Source organism: Veillonella atypica KON, from assembly GCF_002959915.1.
In the GTDB taxonomy this organism is placed as follows: Bacteria; Bacillota; Negativicutes; order Veillonellales; family Veillonellaceae; genus Veillonella; species Veillonella atypica.
Genome location: NZ_PPDE01000002.1, coordinates 1 through 17,210, shown reverse-complemented (window position 1 = coordinate 17,210; position 17,210 = coordinate 1). Strand labels below are relative to the sequence as shown.

The following is a 17,210-nucleotide window of genomic DNA, read 5'->3' as shown; positions in this document are numbered from 1 at the left end:
AGTATATTTTATAATTCATTTTATATTTAAGATAATCTTTTAATGAGATAGATAAATTTGAACACAAAAAAAGCCACCACTCATAACGAGTGGTGGCTTTCACCATATACATATTCATACATGAAGATATACAAATATATAAATTGTGTATGCACCTAAAACTAAGCTTTAGAAGCAAGCAATTGATCAACAGCTGCTTTCAATGCATCGATTTCAGATTGTTGTTTATCAAGCTTAGCCTTGTACGCTTCGTTTTCAGAACGCAATTGAGTCATTTCATCTTGCATTACATAAATGGAGCTAATAGGGCCCGCTTTATAACGATCAGGAATATTTTTCTTTTCAGCACTAATGCCAAATTTGTGTGTTACGCCCGCATTAATCATGTTATGATTACCACCAACAGACACCCCTACGTTAAACATAGTATTGTCATTTGTATAGTGTGCAATACCTAATGCTGCTGCGCTTTCACCACGATAGTTACCTACGCCAGCCATGATTTGTGTTGGAGCCAATGGATCGTATTGAATTGGTTTCAACGCCGCCATCGCAGCCGCATGAGCACCTACACGTTGCGTTTCGGTAGCAACCTTGCTAATTTCTTGACGAAGTTGCGTTGTATTACCCGAGTTATTTTGGGTCATTTGATTAATCGCATCGGCCACATTATCTGCAGTTGCGAGATCATTACCACTAGACGTAGCATGTCCATTTGCAACGGAAATAGTCGATGTTTTAGCATCGTATTTCACTACGCCACTAGCTGCTACAGTTGCTTTTGTATGATCACCATCAGTGAAATTAAATCCGCTTGCCAGACTCGTTGTTTGACCATTCAAACCATTCGCAGTATAGGCAATATTAACTTTTGATGTATCAAGAGATAAACCAATACCATTAGTATTTGTTGTAGTCTTAATCATCGTATCACCAGTGATAGCAAATGTATTACCTTGCAATGTCATAGATTGTGCAGGATTCGTATCCCCTTTGAAAGTTAATGCTGTACTACCAACCGTAGCATTTACTTGATTAATTGCTTGTTGCAATTGACCTTCAGTAGCTGCACGATCAGCTTGAATACCACCTGCTGGAGTCCATGTTGTATTGGATAGACCTGTAATGGTATTTGTTGTACCACCTGTAATTGTTACATTACCAGCTTTCACAGTATTACCTTGAACAGTGTCACCTTTCACAGTACCTGCGGCAGTCACATTACCAGATGTAGTTACATTTTTAGCAGTTACATCGCCCGTAGCAGTGATATCCTTAGCAGTTACCGTGCCAGTATTGCCGTCTAATTTAACCTCATTAGCGCCTGTACCAGCTGTTACCGTTGTGAAAGCAACATTGTCTTTTGTCTTATAGGTAATATCCTTGCCAGTACGAGATACTTCCATATTGGATCCAGCTTTAAAGTTAACAGTGTCACCACCGGAAATCGTTTCTGTACCGGTCGTACCATCTGCAGCAAGTTTCCATGCAGATTGAGATACTGCTTTTGCAGTCGCCGCATTAATAGCGTCAGCTACATTTTTCGCAGTTGCAAGTCCATCATTTCCAGTTACGGAAGCTTGGCCTGTTGCGGCATTGCTATCGATGGTTGCACGTTTTGTAGAAATCTCCACAGTACTACCATTCATGTTGGTAGAGATGTAATCCCCACTTGCACCTTTTACCGCAAAGGATACATCACCATCTTTTAAGGATTGGCTAGATGTAGTGCCTGTATCTGCAGCAAGAGAAATATTTTTATTCGTTGCTACACTAGCATTATTAATCTTATCCTTAGTAGTCGTATCTAAACCTACAGTAATGGTTTTACCATTCACTTCAGTAGTAACACCATCTGTACCTACAACCTTCAATGCGTCATTTTTAAGGTTAATAGAACCATTGTTATTGCCATCTGTGATGTTAAGTACTTGAGCACCTGTCGCTTTAGTAACAGCATTATTAACGGTTGTATTAACGATATTGGCTACATCATTTGTTGTCGCTACACCATTAGTAGTGGATTTAGCTGTACCATCTGTATTACTACCAAATGTACCTTGTTTGATAGACACAGTTACCGTATCAGTAGCAGCAGACGTAGTAATAAAGGTGCCATCACCTGCTACTTTAAAGGATAAACCACCATTTTTATTGAGTGCTTGTCCTGTTGTAGACGTACTATTATCACCTGTTAATGTGAAAGTATTCGTACCTAGTGTATTGACCGCTGCACTTGAATTAGTAACTGCTTTATTAATTGCGGTATTAACAGCATTTTTTACATCATCTGTTGTAGCTACACCTGCTGTGTTTGTAATATTACCATTTGCATCAGTAGATAACGAACCTTGTGTTACATTAAACTTCACAACACCACCAGCTGCTACTTCTGCAGTTGTTAATGTACCATTAGTAAAGTTAAATCCATCTTTTAAGGATACAGTTTGACCAGGAGTAGCTGTGTTTGCTGTGTAAGCAATAGTTGTATTTTTAGTCAAGTTAGTGGTCAAATCATTAATGGCAGTTGTAACCTTAGTATCCACATCTCCAATATTCGCAGCATTTGTAACTGTAGTACCACCGCTTGCGACGTTAGTAATTTGCTTACTACCTGCATTGATACCATTAGTACCATCAATAGAGATACCACCTACTGTCACTTTATTAGTTGTAACACCTGTAGATCCGATAGTTGTATTACCACCAATAGTTGCAGCATCAAATGTTACATTTTTAGCCGTAGCAATTTTAAATGTCTTACCAGTTTGGGTAATCGCAATATTATCACCATCGTTGAAAGCAACTGTATCGCCACCTTTAACATCTTCTGCAGCAGTAGAATTAGCTTTTACCTTGAAAGATGATGCATCTTTAGCTGCATCCTTGATGGCTTGTTCATTAACCGTTAAGGTAATGTCATTGCCAGATGCTGCTGTTGAAATATATTTATTATCACCTTTTACAGATAAGGTATCATTTTTAAGGTTTACTGCTGAGTTAGCTGCAGTAGTGTCACCACCAATTTTAAGGTTTTGGTTACTTGTAATATTGTTTACAGCATTTGAAACAGTTGTATTAACGATATCGGCTACCTTGTCAGTTGTTGCCACACCATTAGTAGTAGATTTGGCTGTACCATCTGCATTACTACCAAAGACACCTTGTTTAACAGAAATAGTTACTGTATCACCAGCAGCGGACGTAGAAATAAAGGTACCATCACCTGCCACTTTGAAGGATAAACCACCAGACTGATTAAAGGCTTGTCCTGTTGTGGAGGTTGAATCTGCCGTTAATTTAAATTTATTGTCTCCTAATGTAGATAAAGATTGTGTAGCTGCCGTAATTTTATTACCTAATACAGAATTAGTATTATTAATCGCTGCGGCTACATCTACAGCCTTTGCCACACCTGCAGTTGCAGTAGCTGTCCCATTCGTAGTATTTGGTGTTAATGTACCTTCCGCCACATTAACAGTAATCGTTTGACCAGTCAAAGACGCTGTCGCAGCACCTGTACCGGCTACCGTTAATTTTTGATTTTTAAGGTTAACAGAGCTATCTGTACCACCTGCAGAAATATCAAGTTTTTGTGTGCCAGTAGCAGTATCTACTGCTTTAGTAATCGCTGTATTAACAGCCGTAGCCATATCATTAGCATCAACAACACCAGCAGTGCCAGTTAAAGCACCAGTTGTCGTATTATTTGTCAATGTACCTTTTGCTACATCAACTGTAATTGTTTGACCATTCACAGTTGCTTTTGCAACACCTGTACCAACAACTTTTAAACTTTGGTTCTTTAAGTTAACAGTACCACTATTCGTACCATCTGTAACTCCAAGACTTGTAGACAAATTAGCTACAGCATTATTAGTGATAGCTTTAACATCACCAATGTTAGCAACATTACCATCATCTGTACTGCTGTTAGATACACGACCAGTGCCTACATTGGTAATCGCCTTACCACCTGCATTAATACCATCAGTGCCATCAATAGAAATATTGCCTACTGTAACTTTATTAGTTGAAACCCCTGTAGAGCCGATAGTTGTATTAGTACCGATAGTAGCTGTATCAAATGCTACATTTTTAGCTGTAGCAATTTTAAAGGTCTTACCAGTTTGGGTAATCGCGATATTATCACCATTATTGAAGACAACTGTATCGCCACCTTTAACATCTTCTGCAGCAGTAGCATTTGCTTTCACCTTGAAAGATGATGCATCCTTAGCGGCATTCTTAATGGCCTGCTCATTGATAGTCAAGGTCACATCATTACCATTTGCAGTCGTTGTAAGATATGTAGGACTGCCACTCTTAACACCAAAGTTAACATTACCAGATGTTAATGATTTAGCCGTTGTAGTACCAGTATCGCCGCCAAGAGAAATCGTACGCGCTACAGCAGTAGCAGAATCAGTAATCGATTTCTGTGTTGCCGTATTAAGATCAAAGGTTACTTGACCATTTGCACCTACTGTTGCTGTTGTAGTAGTACCATCTTTAAAGTTTAAACCATCGGATAGTTTAACGCTATTAGTCCCTGTACCATTAGCTTTATATTTTATGGATTGGTCGGCACTAACTTGATTAATAACATCCGCTACATTTTGAGCAACTGCTAAACCATTATTACCATCAACAGATACAGTACCAGACGTATTTTTCAACTTACCTTGTGTTGTATTAATCTCTAATTTCTTATTAGCAGCCGTAGTAGTAATAAAAGAATTAGTACCACCTTCAACAGCTAATTGACTCTTAGATAAATTAACGTCGCCACTACCAGAATTACCTGTGAAAGCTAGGTTAACGCTCTTCAATTGTGCTACGTTAACGGCATCAGTATCGGCTTTACCAGCTGCAACACCTACAATTTGTCGTGTGCTAGTAGCAGCACCACTAGCATCAGTTACACCAACTGATAGAGCCCCTAAGTTACTATTCAATGCCACGCCAGTTAGACCAGAATACTTATCTGTACGAGCAATATTTTCTGTATTAGCATTATAACCAGCAACACCAGAAACTACATTAGCTTTAGAACCAGCGCCAAGTGCAACACCTTTTTCTACACTAGTTTGAGAGCCCGCACCAATTGCAATACTATCAGTGGCAGACGAATTAGCATTAAGACCGAGTGCCAACGCATTGTTTGCAGTGGAGGAGGACCCAGCCCCCAAAGCAATCGCATTTTCTCCATTAGTAGCTGCACCTGCATTAGTACCATAAGCACTACCGATAGCAATGCTACTACCACCTAAAGCATTAGCACCCTTGCCTTGTGCAATACTGCCAATAGTATTAGCCACTGAGTCACGGCCAATAGCAATCGTATCTACACCAATAGCTTGACCACCCACAGCAGCAAACGCATAGGTTCCTTGAGCACGAGCATTATAACCAATAGCAGCAGCGGAATCAGCTGTAGCATTAGCAAGATGACCTACAGCAGTTGCATGACTTTGAGATGCTGTAGACTGATTACCTAATGCTGTAGAATATTGCCCGGAAGCAGTAGCTTGATTACCATAAGCAGATGCATACAATTCCGTAGCTTGTGCCCCCAATTCAGTACCATCAGCAGATCCACCGATTGCTACAGTTCCCTTACTCGATGCTAATGATTTCCAGCCCTGAGCAATGCTACCTTCTTTTGTAGCTTGTGCATCAGTTCCAATAGCTATAGCCTTTTCAGCTTCTGTAGTACCACCACTGATAGCAACAGAAGATTCCCCGTTTGCTTTTGAATTATACCCCACTGCAACTGCATTTTCTTTGGTAGCTTCTGTACTGTGACCTACAGAAATGGACATTAAACCACTTGCAGCCCCCCCATTTGTTGCTAAGGTATAACTTGCAGTAGCATTAGAACCATTACCAATAGCAACCGCATCATACTGAGATGCTACCGTACTTTTACCAATTGCAATCGCTTGACTACTCGATGCATTAGCACTATCACCTAAAGCAACTGACGAACTACCAGTCGCTTGAGCCCCTGTACCAATAGCTGTACTATTACTATCTGTAGCTGCCGCCCCTTTACCTAATGCAGTTGCATTAGGTTTGGTAGCAGAAGCCTTTGGTCCGATTGCTATAGCATCAGTATCAGTAGCGCCATCATTATTTTCATTGCTACCAATACCAGTTGCAGAAGATTTTATAGATACATATTTTGTTCTTAACGCGTCTGCTACAGCATACAATTGAGAACCATTGATTGCATCAGTACTAGTTTTTGATACTTCACCTGCTGCTACGTTCTTGATTTGACGTTCAGCCCCAACAGAACCAACAGAAACTTGCATTCCTGTACCTGTTACCGTTGGTGCCCCGCTCCAAGTTATTGTTTTACCACCAATAACAACGGAACCTTGACTTGTTGCATTTGTTGTTGTGGTAGAAGCACTACCAAGAGCTACTGCATTTTCTTGAGATGATATTGCACTATAACCAAGAGCAACTGAATTCTTCTCATTAGCCTGTGCACTAAAACCTAATGCTGTAGCCTGATCTTTTTTTGCTTTAGCATTTATACCAACAGCGACGGCACTAGTACCTAACGCCTCAGCACGCGCCCCCAAAGCAGTAGACACCGCCCCAGTTGCTTTTGCAGTATTACCAATTGCTATGCTATCCATAGTTTTCGCATACGAATCAACACCGATTGCTACTGCATTTTGATCTTCTGTCTTAGCATTTTTACCTACAGAAATTGCACTAGACGCTGCGGATGTGGATGTAGCAGCAGTACCAATAGCAATGGAGTCTGCACCACTAGAGATTGTATTTTTACCGATAGCAGTAGCTGCTTCTGCTAGAGCACGAGATGCAGCACCAATAGCCACACCATAATCACCAGAAGCTCCAGTTTTAACACTATTTAATGAACTACCAATTGCAACAGCACGATCACCAGTAACTTCATTGCTATAACCAATACCTACTGCAGCTGTGCCAGATACAGTTGTATTAGAGCCAGCACCAAAAGCTTGGTTACCACTTGTAGTAACTAAGTAACCAATAGCAGATGAACCGCCACCACTAGCATGAGAAGTATTACCAAAAGAACTATCATTATCTTTATCCGCTAAAGCCTTTTTACCAACTGCAGTACTTGCAACACCAGATGCTGCTGCATTATCACCGATAGCAATGGAGCTAGCAGCAGCAGTTGTACCACCAGCATTCGCTGCTTTACCAATGGCGATTGATGCATCACCTGACGCTTTACCAGATGCACCTGCAAATGAATCTGCTCCAGTTGCATTTGAATTTGTACCTACTGCAGTACTATTAGTCTTCGTAGCTTGTGAAGCAGCACCAAGAGCAATGGAATAATCACCCGATGCAGTATTTTTTGTACCATTATTATCTGAACCAATACTGATAGCACGATTTCCAGAAGCAGTATTCATATAACCAATACCAATAGCAGCACCGCCGGATACAGTCGTATTAGAACCGGCACCAAAAGCTTGATTACCTGACGTAGTCACTAAATAACCAACCGCACTAGATCCGCCACCACTGGCATGAACACTATTACCTAATGCACTATCATTATCCTGATCGGCCAATGCAGTTTCACCAAGTGCTGTAGAGGCAACCCCCTCAGCTTTTGCGCCTTTACCTACTGCCACAGCACTAATATTTTTAGCTTTCGCATTATAACCTATTGCTAATGAGTTTGTACCAGTTGATTCAGCAAATTCAGTAGAAGCTGTACCATCATCATTATTGCCAGCACCTATAGCAAGTGAATTATTACCACTCGCTTTTGATGCCCGACCAATAGCTACTGCATTTTTACCAGTTACAGAGGTTTGTGCACCTATAGCTGTTGCGCCCCAACTATCGCCAGCACCACTGTAAGATACAGAAGCATTGTATCCAATAGCTGTACCAGCTTTTACTGAAGATGTTGAATGCGATCCAATAGCAAGCGCACCATCTTTATTAGCAGTACTTGCTACACCAAATGATGTAGCTTCGCTACCGGAAGCCTCAGCACTCTTACCAACAGCAGTTGCACTCGTTTTAGAAGCTGTTGCATCTGTACCAATAGCAATAGCACTATCTTCAGAAGCGGAAGATTTTACACCTAAAGCGACTGAAGTTGTACCAGAAGATTTTGATGCCCCCCCAATTGCAATGGAATAAAAACCATCTGACACTACCTCTTTTTGTCCAGAAACACCAGGTTCTTCAAGAGCTGAACCAATAGCAATTGCTCCTTGAGTTGTTGCAGATGCTATCCACCCTATTGAAAGAGCATTATGAACAGCATTAGACTTTCTGCCAACCGCAATACCACCTCTCCCAGTAGCAGACGCATCTTGACCAACCGCAATAGCATCGTCTGTAGATGCAGTAGCATAATTACCACCAGCACCAGAAATCGCTAAAGATCCTGTACCAGTACTACCCGTAATTTTCCCAAATGCAGCCTCAACTTGCATAGCTTGCCCAGCAACCATGGCCGCTAGAATACTAGCCACAACAATTTTCTTTTTCCCTGTTGTATTCTTTGCCAATTCAGATACTACAACATAGCATTGTTTAGACTTAGACCAAATAACTTTAAAGATTTTATTCATTTTCGCTTCCTTTTCACTAACTAACCTCTCAACTACATGAAATATATTTTCAAATACATAATGAAGTTTAGCTCTTTGTAGAGCAATAAAACCCATTAACTTCTAAAAAACTATGAATTTGATTTCATTATTCTATCATACTCCTCTCATATTTCTCAATTGTAAATTATACGGATTAAGAATATTTAATTCCTATTTCGAATTTTGTCTATTTCTATTTTTTGCTTGTATTCACTATGCTCTATATAAATTCTTTATGTATTTTAATTCATATTGTATGTATTTTCATCATATGTAGCATTTCTGCCATTCTCATTATCAAGCCGTTATTGATTTTACACAACTTAAGCTATATCAAATCGGTTCATTTTATTCTCATTTTTTATAGATGATTTTTGATTAAGAAAATATATCGATATATTTTTAAGTAATACGATAAATATTTTAATGTTGATTTATACTTTATACACAAAAAAGCCACTCCTTACTACAAAGAGTGGCTTTCATAAAATACATATACATACAAAATTATGTGTAAACTTATAAACCAGTCGTTTTTTACGTATTATATTATTGTTTTTAGAGAAAATACAAATGTACTTTGTGCAAAAGCTAGCCGAATTTTGCTATGCAAATTTTGCATATATGCCCTATACATCTCTTGTGCCTCTTCCACAGATACAATATCAAAGGTAATTCCATCCCCAATAGGCAACTGGCTCAATCTAGGCAAATCGGCGGTAATAACGGTGCCAATTTTCGTATAGCCCCCTGTTGTTTGTCGATCAGCCATGAGGATAATTGGATTACCATCAGATGGAACTTGAATGGATCCAAATACAGCGCCATCGGAGATGATATCGGCGCCGTCGATGTGTTCAACAGGCGCCCCATCTAATCTAAATCCCATACGGTCGCATTGAATGGTCAATGTATAGAGCTCAGTGCTAAAATTACGAATACCCATTTCTGTAAAGTACTTAGCTTGCGAGCCCAGTACAACGCGCAGCGGTTCATGGCATTCACGGCCGCCCCGATTAAATAGAACCGTATTAAATAAATGATTTGATTCTCTAGTATATTCGCAGACTATAATATCACGCGTACAGTCCTTTAAACGCACTTCATCGCCCGCCACTAAGGGACGTCCCTCAAATCCGCCAATATTCGCCTTTGTATGTGTCGCCACGCTGCCGTTGATTTCGGGCACATCGATGCCCCCGGCGAAGGAAATATACATGCGCACCCCACATTGGCTAAAGCTGCCAGAGATGACATCGCCGTTATGACAGACAAAAGGAATGTACCGCGGCACCTCTACATTATTAATGGTAGGCCTCATGTCGGCACCTGTGAAAGCAACAATGCATGTGCCTTTCACCTTCAGCGTAGGACTGAGAACAGTGCACTCCAAAGCCCCTACTGGTGTCGTATTCCCTACAAGGGCTTGTCCAATAGAATAGCTTTCACCATCCATGGGACCAGCTACGGGCATGCCATATTGTTGAAAGCCTACGCGCCCTCCGTCTTGCACGGTGGTCATCATACCAGGTGCCACCACCTCAAATGACGCATTCTTATATTCACTTACCGCCACGGAGGTCACCTACCTTTACATGATGTACAACGGGCTTAAAAGAAGAGCCCAATTTCTTAATACAGTGGAACGCACTTTCATCAATAGGAACATAGCGCACATAATCGCCTGCCTTAAGCAGAGCCGCCTCTTCACGGGATGCATCGTACATGGACAGAGGCGTGCGTCCTATAATTTGCCAGCCACCAGGGGAATCCGATGGATAGGTGCCGGTCTGCTCACCCGCGATGCCTACGGACCCTGCCGGAATATGCGTACGCGGCGAGGACAATCGCGGCGTAGCGATGCGCGGATCCATGCCTCCTAAATAGGTAAAGCCCGGAATAAAGCCCATCATGTACACGAGGTAATCCGTGCCGCTATGAATGCTTACCACGTCAGCCTCGGTTAAGTGATTATGAGAGGCTACAAATCCAAGGTCTGGACCAAATTCACCACCATAGACGGTCGGTATCTCTACGACCGTCACGAGTTCATTTTCATCAGATTGAATAGGCTGCGTACAGATAGGTTCAAGAATGTGGCACAGTTCAGCATAGGTGTGGCGCAATGCATCATACTGAATGAGAAGCGCACAATAAGTAGGCACCATCTCAATAATACCCTCTAAATGGAGGCTTTCAATACCCGTCACAGTCTGACGGATACGCTGATTAATATTAGGGTCAATGACTTGACCAAATTCGATGGAGATAGCACTATCTCCAACAGGTGAAATCGTGGGATTCATGAGGTCCCCCTAACCTAATAATTTTGCAATACCTTGCAAGGATGTAACACCGATATAAGCAGTCACAAGCACGACAATCCAACCGGTGTAGAACAGAACCGGATTGTGCTTATAGTCCCCTACGATATTCGTCTTACGCGTTGCCAATAACATAACGGCTAAGGTAACAGGCAAGATCAAACCATTCACAGAGCCCGCCACGATTAACAACGTAGCTGGTTTACCAATAAAGATAAGAATGCATGTGGAAACGAAGATGAATGCCATGATAGTCAATTTTTCATACCGTTCCACCACCTTGAACAAGGTTTTAAGGAAGGATACCGATGTATAGGCAGCACCCACAACAGATGTCAACGCAGCGCAGAAGAATACGATACCGAATAATTTATGACCGATTTCACCAGCACCAAGTAAGAACGCAGAACCTGCTGGGTCCTTTGGATCTAACGCAAAGCCCATGGATACGACGCCGAGTACGGCTAAGAATAACAATATACGAACAATGGCGTCTACGGACATGCCCATGAAGGCAGCGCGACGCACATCTTTTAAATGTTCACGGCCTGTAATGCCCGCATCAATCAAGCGATGGCCGCCGGAGAATGTAATGTACCCACCTACGGTACCGCCGATAAGGGTAATCGTAGCTAGCCAAGGATAATTGGTTGGCACAATGGCATGGGTTGCGGCCTCTGCTACAGGAGGATTAGTAGAAAACGCTACATAACCGATGAGTAAGAGCATCACTGTGCCCAACACTTTCGCCGTATTATCGAGAACGCCACCCATTTTAGGGGATGCAAATAATAAAATCCCCAACATACCACTGATGGCCGCTGCCGTCGTCGTATCGATACCGAATACGATGTTAAGGCCCATGGACGCGCCCCCAATGTTGCCGATATTGAACGCAAGGCCTCCAAGGGAAATCAAGAACGCTACGAAGTAACCAAGGCCGGGCAATACCTTATTCGCAATGTCTTGGCCCCGCATTTGAGATATGCCGATGATGGTCCATACATTGAGCTGTGCAATGATGGAGAAAATAACGGACACCACAATGGCGAACGCAAAATCCGCCTTTAACTGGCCTGTAAACGCCGCCGTTTGTAACATAAATCCTGGTCCAATGGACGACGTGGCCATCAAAAATGCTGCCCCTAAGAGGACAGATAAACTCGCTTTTCCTGTAATCGGTTTCATACTGACTCCTTTTATCTATTCTGATTCTATCTATTCTTATACAATCGATTGTAATCTATCGATTCTGAAAATTCGCTACCACGACACCTGCCTTAGTGAGGCCTTCACGAATATATTTTGTGAAAGCTATCGCTTTTGGATTATCGCCATGAACGCATACAGAATCGGCTGCAATATCGATCGTTTTGCCCGTATTCGTTACGACCTTGCCTTCTTGCACCATCATGAGCACCCGTTCTAATGCCTCTTGCGGGTCTTTTATGAAAGCCCCCTCTTCCGTACGAGGTACCAAGGTGCCTTCCTCTGTATAGCCTCGGTCTGCAAAGACCTCTTGTATCACTGGAATACCTCGTCGCTCTGCCTCTTTAGCGATATAACTACCGCTGAGCACCATGGCTCGAACATTGGGATTCACCGCTTGTAAACCATCTAATACCGCATCAGCTAATTCCGGCGTTACACACGCCATGTTATAAAAAGCACCATGTAATTTCATATGCTGCAACTCTACATCGTACTGATTGCAAAATCCTTGCAACGCACCGAGTTGGTAGATCATATACGCCCGTGCCTCATCAGGGCTGACCGCCATCTTGCGGCGTCCAAAGCCCATCAAATCAGGATATCCCGGATGAGCCCCTACGGCTACGCCCTTCTCCTTGCACATCTTAACAGTGGCCTCCATGATGAGAGGATCGCCGGCATGCCATCCACAAGCTACATTCGCACTAGTAACGTGATTTAATACCTCACTATCCATGCCCAATGTATAATTGCCAAAGCTTTCACCTAAATCGCTATTTAAATCTATATAATGTGACATCACTATGCTCCTCTCGCTCTTCATCTTTCTTATATGCTTGGTTTTTCTTATATTCTAATTCCCCTTATATTCTAATTTTCCTTATATTCTAATTTCCATTATATTCTTCATCTTTTCTTTAAATTCTATAGAATATAGTAACATGATTATACAAAATATATTGATACGTTATCAATGATTTTTGTCATGTATACAAAATTCATATAATAACGCAAAAAAGCACTCGACGTAATGTCGAGTGCTTTCACAATCAATAGGACTATTGTTATATGTGTGTATATGGAGAGAGTTGTAAGGGATTCAATGAAAGGGTCAATAGCCTACCGATTATTTATTGTCCTTGGATGCAGCATCATCAGCTTGTTTGCTGTGGTCTGCAGATTTGTCATCATCGGATTTAGCATCGGATGTGTTAGCAGCATCCTTGTCGCTGATTACGATGTGACCATCTACAACATCAGCAAGCAAGTGTTTTGCATCGATGTGATCCAAGTAGTAATCAGTTACATTGTCACGAATTTCAGATTCGATGACACGACGTAATGGACGAGCGCCCATTGTTTTGTCATAACCTTGTTCCATCAACAAATCTTTAGCTTCGTCAGTTACATCTAAGGTAATTTGTTTTTTAGCCAAAGTCTTGTTAACTTGGTCGAGCATCAAATCAACGATTTTCTTCAAATCTTCTTTGCTCAATTGATTGAATTCGATAACAGCATTGAAACGGTTCAAGAATTCAGGACGGAAGAATGGAGCAATGCGGTCCATTACATCAACTTTGTTTTCATCGTCATTGTCGCTGCCATAACCGAAACCTGCGTTGGATGTAGCAATGATAACAGTGTTCTTGAAGTTTACTGTGTTACCTTGACCATCTGTTAAGCGACCATCGTCCAATACTTGAAGAAGTAATGTAATAACTTGAGGGTCTGCTTTTTCGATTTCGTCGAACAATACGATGGAATATGGATTACGACGAACGCGTTCAGTCAATGTATTGGAGTTATCTTCGTAACCAACGTAACCAGCTGTAGCACCAATCAATTTGGAAACTGCTGTGCGGTCACTGTATTCGGACATATCCAAGCGGATGATAGCATCTTTGTTACCGAACATATCAAGTGCTAATTGTTTAGCCAATTCTGTTTTACCAACACCAGTAGGACCTACGAATAAGAAGCTACCGATTGGACGGTTGCCTTCATCAAAGCCTGCACGGTTACGACGGATAGCTTTAGAAACAGCTTCTACTGCTTTATCTTGACCGATTACATGAGCTTGTAAACGAGTTTTCATATCTTTCAAACGTTCAATATCGGATGCACCCATTTGAGAAACAGGGATGCCAGTCATACGTTCTACCGCTTCGGCTACATCGTTAACCTTAGCCACAACCTTTTGGTTATCAGTGTGCTTATCGATTTCTTCTTGTAATTTTTGAATACGCATTTTTTCGTTAATAGCGGATTCGTAATCTTCTTTTTGAGCAAACTCTTCTTGTTTAGCTTTAGCATCTGCAATATCTGCTTCTAATGTTTTAATATCAGTTACAGGATGTTGGGAAGCCAAGTGAGCTGCTGTTACATCGATCAAGTCGATGGCTTTATCTGGCAAGCTACGTTGAGGAATGTATTGTACGGAATAATCTACAGCGGCTTTCAAAACGGCATCTGGCAATTCAATGTTATGATGCGCTTCGTATAATGGACGAATGCCTTGTAGAATTTTGAAAGTATCTTCTGCAGATGGTGCGTTTACTTTTACTTCATTGAAACGACGAGCAAGTGCTGCGTTTTTCATGATTGTGTTACGGTATTCATCTTGTGTAGTAGCACCGATAACAGTCATTTCACCACGGGACAAAGCAGGTTTCAAGATATCTGCTAAGCCTTTAGAGCCTTGACCATCACCTGTGGAACCAGCGCCCAAGATTTGATGGATTTCGTCGAAGAACAAGATGATATTACCAGCAGCCTTAACCTCTTTGATAAGGTTTTGGATATTTTCTTCGAAGGAACCACGGTATTGAGTACCAGCTTCCAAACCGGAAATATCGATGGAAATGATTTCTTTATTTTTAATCGCTGCTGGAACATCGCCATTTACGATTGCTTGTGCCAAGCCTTCTACAACAGCCGTTTTACCAACACCAGCATCGCCGACTAGAACTGGATTGTTTTTTGTACGTCGTGCTAAGATTTCAGCAGTTTCTTGAATTTCTTTGTTACGACCGATAACAGGATCAAGCTTACCATTACGAGCTTCATCTGTTAAGTTCGTACCTAAACGAGCAAGGATACCATCCTTTTTCATTTTGCCTTGTTGAGCTGCAGCTTGTGCTGCTTGGATTTCTTCATTAGTAGGCAAATGACCTGTTTGACGATAATAAGCAAACTCTTCAGGAGTTACTTCACGACCATTTATTTTATAACGACGATTTTCTGTGGAATAACCACCCATGTTACCCATCAATTGATTGAACAAATCATTCATGCTACCAAATTCGCTACCAAAGTTATTGAAGTTGTTGTTCATATAAATTACCTCACTTTTTCACTACAAGTATATCTATTTGACCTTTTAAGTCTCTTTAATTTCTTGCTTTATTTCTAGGTTTCTTTAACCTTATGTCATTATAATAAACTTATTAAGTCAAAAAGTCAATAGGTCAAATTAAGAATTTTTGACTTTTTTTGACTTTTATTTTAACAAATATATTTTTATTAGTAAAAGTGCAGATAAATACTAGGTTTGCAAGAGGTTTTCCATTTTTATTTTTCGCTTGTTTCATTAGAAATTCTATTGTTTCTATTGATTTATTACCTATATAATAGAAATGAAAGTCAAAATATATCAAAGGAGATCAAACTATGGCACAAAATTCTTCACCCCATACCGATTCCACCGCACTCCACAACACACCTATCATGACAAGTGCTAACAACAAAGAACTAGCGAAGCGTATTAAAGACATTTCCCAGCAAGTACTAAAACGAAATTATAAACTCTATAAAGCATTGGAGAACAAATGAATACAGCTAATATCCAATTCACCTTACAAGATATCTATGAGCTCCACGCCCAACTAGAAAGTGCATTTGTCCTTTCACCAGGCGTACGCGATGAAAACCTATTAGCATCAGCCGTCTATACCCCCTTTCAAACCTTTATGGGGAATGATCTATACCCATCCATCTACGACAAAGCGGCACAATTATGTTATGGCTTAGCCAACAATCATCCTTTTACGGATGGAAACAAACGAACAGCATTGCATAGCATGTATGTATATTTAATTATCAATGGATTCGATATTACGGCAACACAACAAGACGTAGAAAATATGATTATCGATGTTGCCTCAGGTAATATGACAAATACAGAATTGGTGCAATGGTTACAGAAGAATACCGTAGAGATTGATGCAAACTAATAATTCGACAGAGATACATAGGGTTCTATAAATTAGAACACGCCTGTTCTATTTCTAACAAGATACATATATAGGGGCCCACAAATTAGTACAGGCCTGTTCTATTTCTAACAAGACCTATACATAGGGCCCTTCAAATTAGTACAGGCCTGTTCTATTTCTAACAAGACCTATACATAGGGCCCTTCTAATTAGTACAGACCTGTTCTATTTCTAACAAGGCACATATATAGGGTGTAAATGTCAATATAAGAATGTACAATTTTGACGATGTACAATGTACAGTTATTCCTTCTGTTGCATATGGTTTCGTAACCGGTATGAATCTCCAGTTATGCTAATCACATGTGCATGGTGAAGTAATCGATCAACAATAGCATTAGCTACTCGCTCATCATGTAAAATGGTAGCCCACTCATCAAAATTAATGTTAGACGTTACGATGGTACTTTTCTTTTCGTACCGTCTATCAATAATTTGAAATAGTAAGTTAGCATCACCTGGTTGTAACGGTAAATAGCCAATTTCATCAATGATGAGTAATTGGTAGCGTGCATAATGCTTGAGCCGAGTTTCTAATCGTCCTTCATCTTTTGCACTCTTAAGGTTTTGAATTAAATCATGGCATTTAATAAAATAGGTGCTTCGTCTGTTACGAGAGCTTTCAATACCTAGTGATGTAGCTAAATGTGTTTTCCCAACTCCGCTAGAGCCAAGAAATACAATGTTTTCAGCTTGTTCCATGAATCCTAATGATGCTAAATCCTTAATTTGCATTTCGTTAATTTGTGGTTGAAATGAAAATTCAA

At 40.7% G+C, this 17,210-nt stretch carries 9 protein-coding genes; 2 read left to right on the top strand and 7 right to left on the bottom strand.

The genetic code is table 11. The features are described 5' to 3' along the window. Nucleotides 1–161: 161 nt before the first annotated feature. The 6 genes from VAHSUH02_RS09735 to VAHSUH02_RS00870 form a co-directional block, all read right to left on the bottom strand. Nucleotides 162–8,612, bottom strand: a complete 8,451-nt coding sequence (locus VAHSUH02_RS09735) for a YadA-like family protein (RefSeq protein ID WP_169996407.1) — start codon at nt 8,610–8,612, stop codon at nt 162–164. 565 nt (nt 8,613–9,177) lie between these two features. Next, entirely contained in the window at nt 9,178–10,209 is a 1,032-nt protein-coding gene (locus VAHSUH02_RS00890) for a 5-oxoprolinase subunit C family protein (RefSeq protein WP_005382450.1), read from the bottom strand. Further along, nucleotides 10,196–10,939: a 5-oxoprolinase subunit PxpB gene (pxpB, locus tag VAHSUH02_RS00885; protein WP_005382449.1), complete on the bottom strand. Its 744-nt coding sequence runs from the start codon at nt 10,937–10,939 to the stop codon at nt 10,196–10,198. The genes VAHSUH02_RS00890 and pxpB overlap by 14 nt, the downstream gene beginning before the upstream one ends. Before the next feature lie 9 nt (nt 10,940–10,948). Beyond that, entirely contained in the window at nt 10,949–12,145 is a 1,197-nt protein-coding gene (locus tag VAHSUH02_RS00880) for an NRAMP family divalent metal transporter (RefSeq protein WP_005382448.1), read from the bottom strand. A 55-nt stretch (nt 12,146–12,200) separates the two neighbouring features. Beyond that, on the bottom strand, nt 12,201–12,968 hold the full coding sequence (locus VAHSUH02_RS00875; protein WP_038148563.1) for a LamB/YcsF family protein: 768 nt from the start codon (nt 12,966–12,968) through the stop codon (nt 12,201–12,203). Between the two features lie 327 nt (nt 12,969–13,295). Further along, entirely contained in the window at nt 13,296–15,503 is a 2,208-nt protein-coding gene (locus tag VAHSUH02_RS00870) for an ATP-dependent Clp protease ATP-binding subunit (RefSeq protein ID WP_005382446.1), read from the bottom strand. A gap of 335 nt (nt 15,504–15,838) precedes the next feature. Between VAHSUH02_RS00870 and VAHSUH02_RS09670 the strand changes: the two genes are divergently transcribed. Next, nucleotides 15,839–16,000: a hypothetical protein gene (locus tag VAHSUH02_RS09670; protein WP_005382444.1), complete on the top strand. Its 162-nt coding sequence runs from the start codon at nt 15,839–15,841 to the stop codon at nt 15,998–16,000. Beyond that, entirely contained in the window at nt 15,997–16,401 is a 405-nt protein-coding gene (locus VAHSUH02_RS00865) for a type II toxin-antitoxin system death-on-curing family toxin (RefSeq protein ID WP_005382443.1), read from the top strand. The genes VAHSUH02_RS09670 and VAHSUH02_RS00865 overlap by 4 nt, the downstream gene beginning before the upstream one ends. A 285-nt stretch (nt 16,402–16,686) precedes the next feature. Here the strand turns inward: VAHSUH02_RS00865 and istB are convergent. Then, a partial coding sequence (gene istB / locus VAHSUH02_RS00860) for an IS21-like element helper ATPase IstB (protein ID WP_105112024.1) occupies nt 16,687–17,210 on the bottom strand: 524 nt, incomplete at its 5' end.

Coding starts and splice junctions, on each gene's coding strand:
- VAHSUH02_RS09735 (WP_169996407.1), bottom strand. CDS start 8,612: ATGAATAAAATCTTTAAAGTTATTTGGTCTAAGTCTAAACAATGCTAT.
- pxpB (WP_005382449.1), bottom strand. CDS start 10,939: ATGAATCCCACGATTTCACCTGTTGGAGATAGTGCTATCTCCATCGAA.
- VAHSUH02_RS00880 (WP_005382448.1), bottom strand. CDS start 12,145: ATGAAACCGATTACAGGAAAAGCGAGTTTATCTGTCCTCTTAGGGGCA.
- VAHSUH02_RS00875 (WP_038148563.1), bottom strand. CDS start 12,968: ATGTCACATTATATAGATTTAAATAGCGATTTAGGTGAAAGCTTTGGC.
- VAHSUH02_RS00870 (WP_005382446.1), bottom strand. CDS start 15,503: ATGAACAACAACTTCAATAACTTTGGTAGCGAATTTGGTAGCATGAAT.
- VAHSUH02_RS09670 (WP_005382444.1), top strand. CDS start 15,839: ATGGCACAAAATTCTTCACCCCATACCGATTCCACCGCACTCCACAAC.
- VAHSUH02_RS00865 (WP_005382443.1), top strand. CDS start 15,997: ATGAATACAGCTAATATCCAATTCACCTTACAAGATATCTATGAGCTC.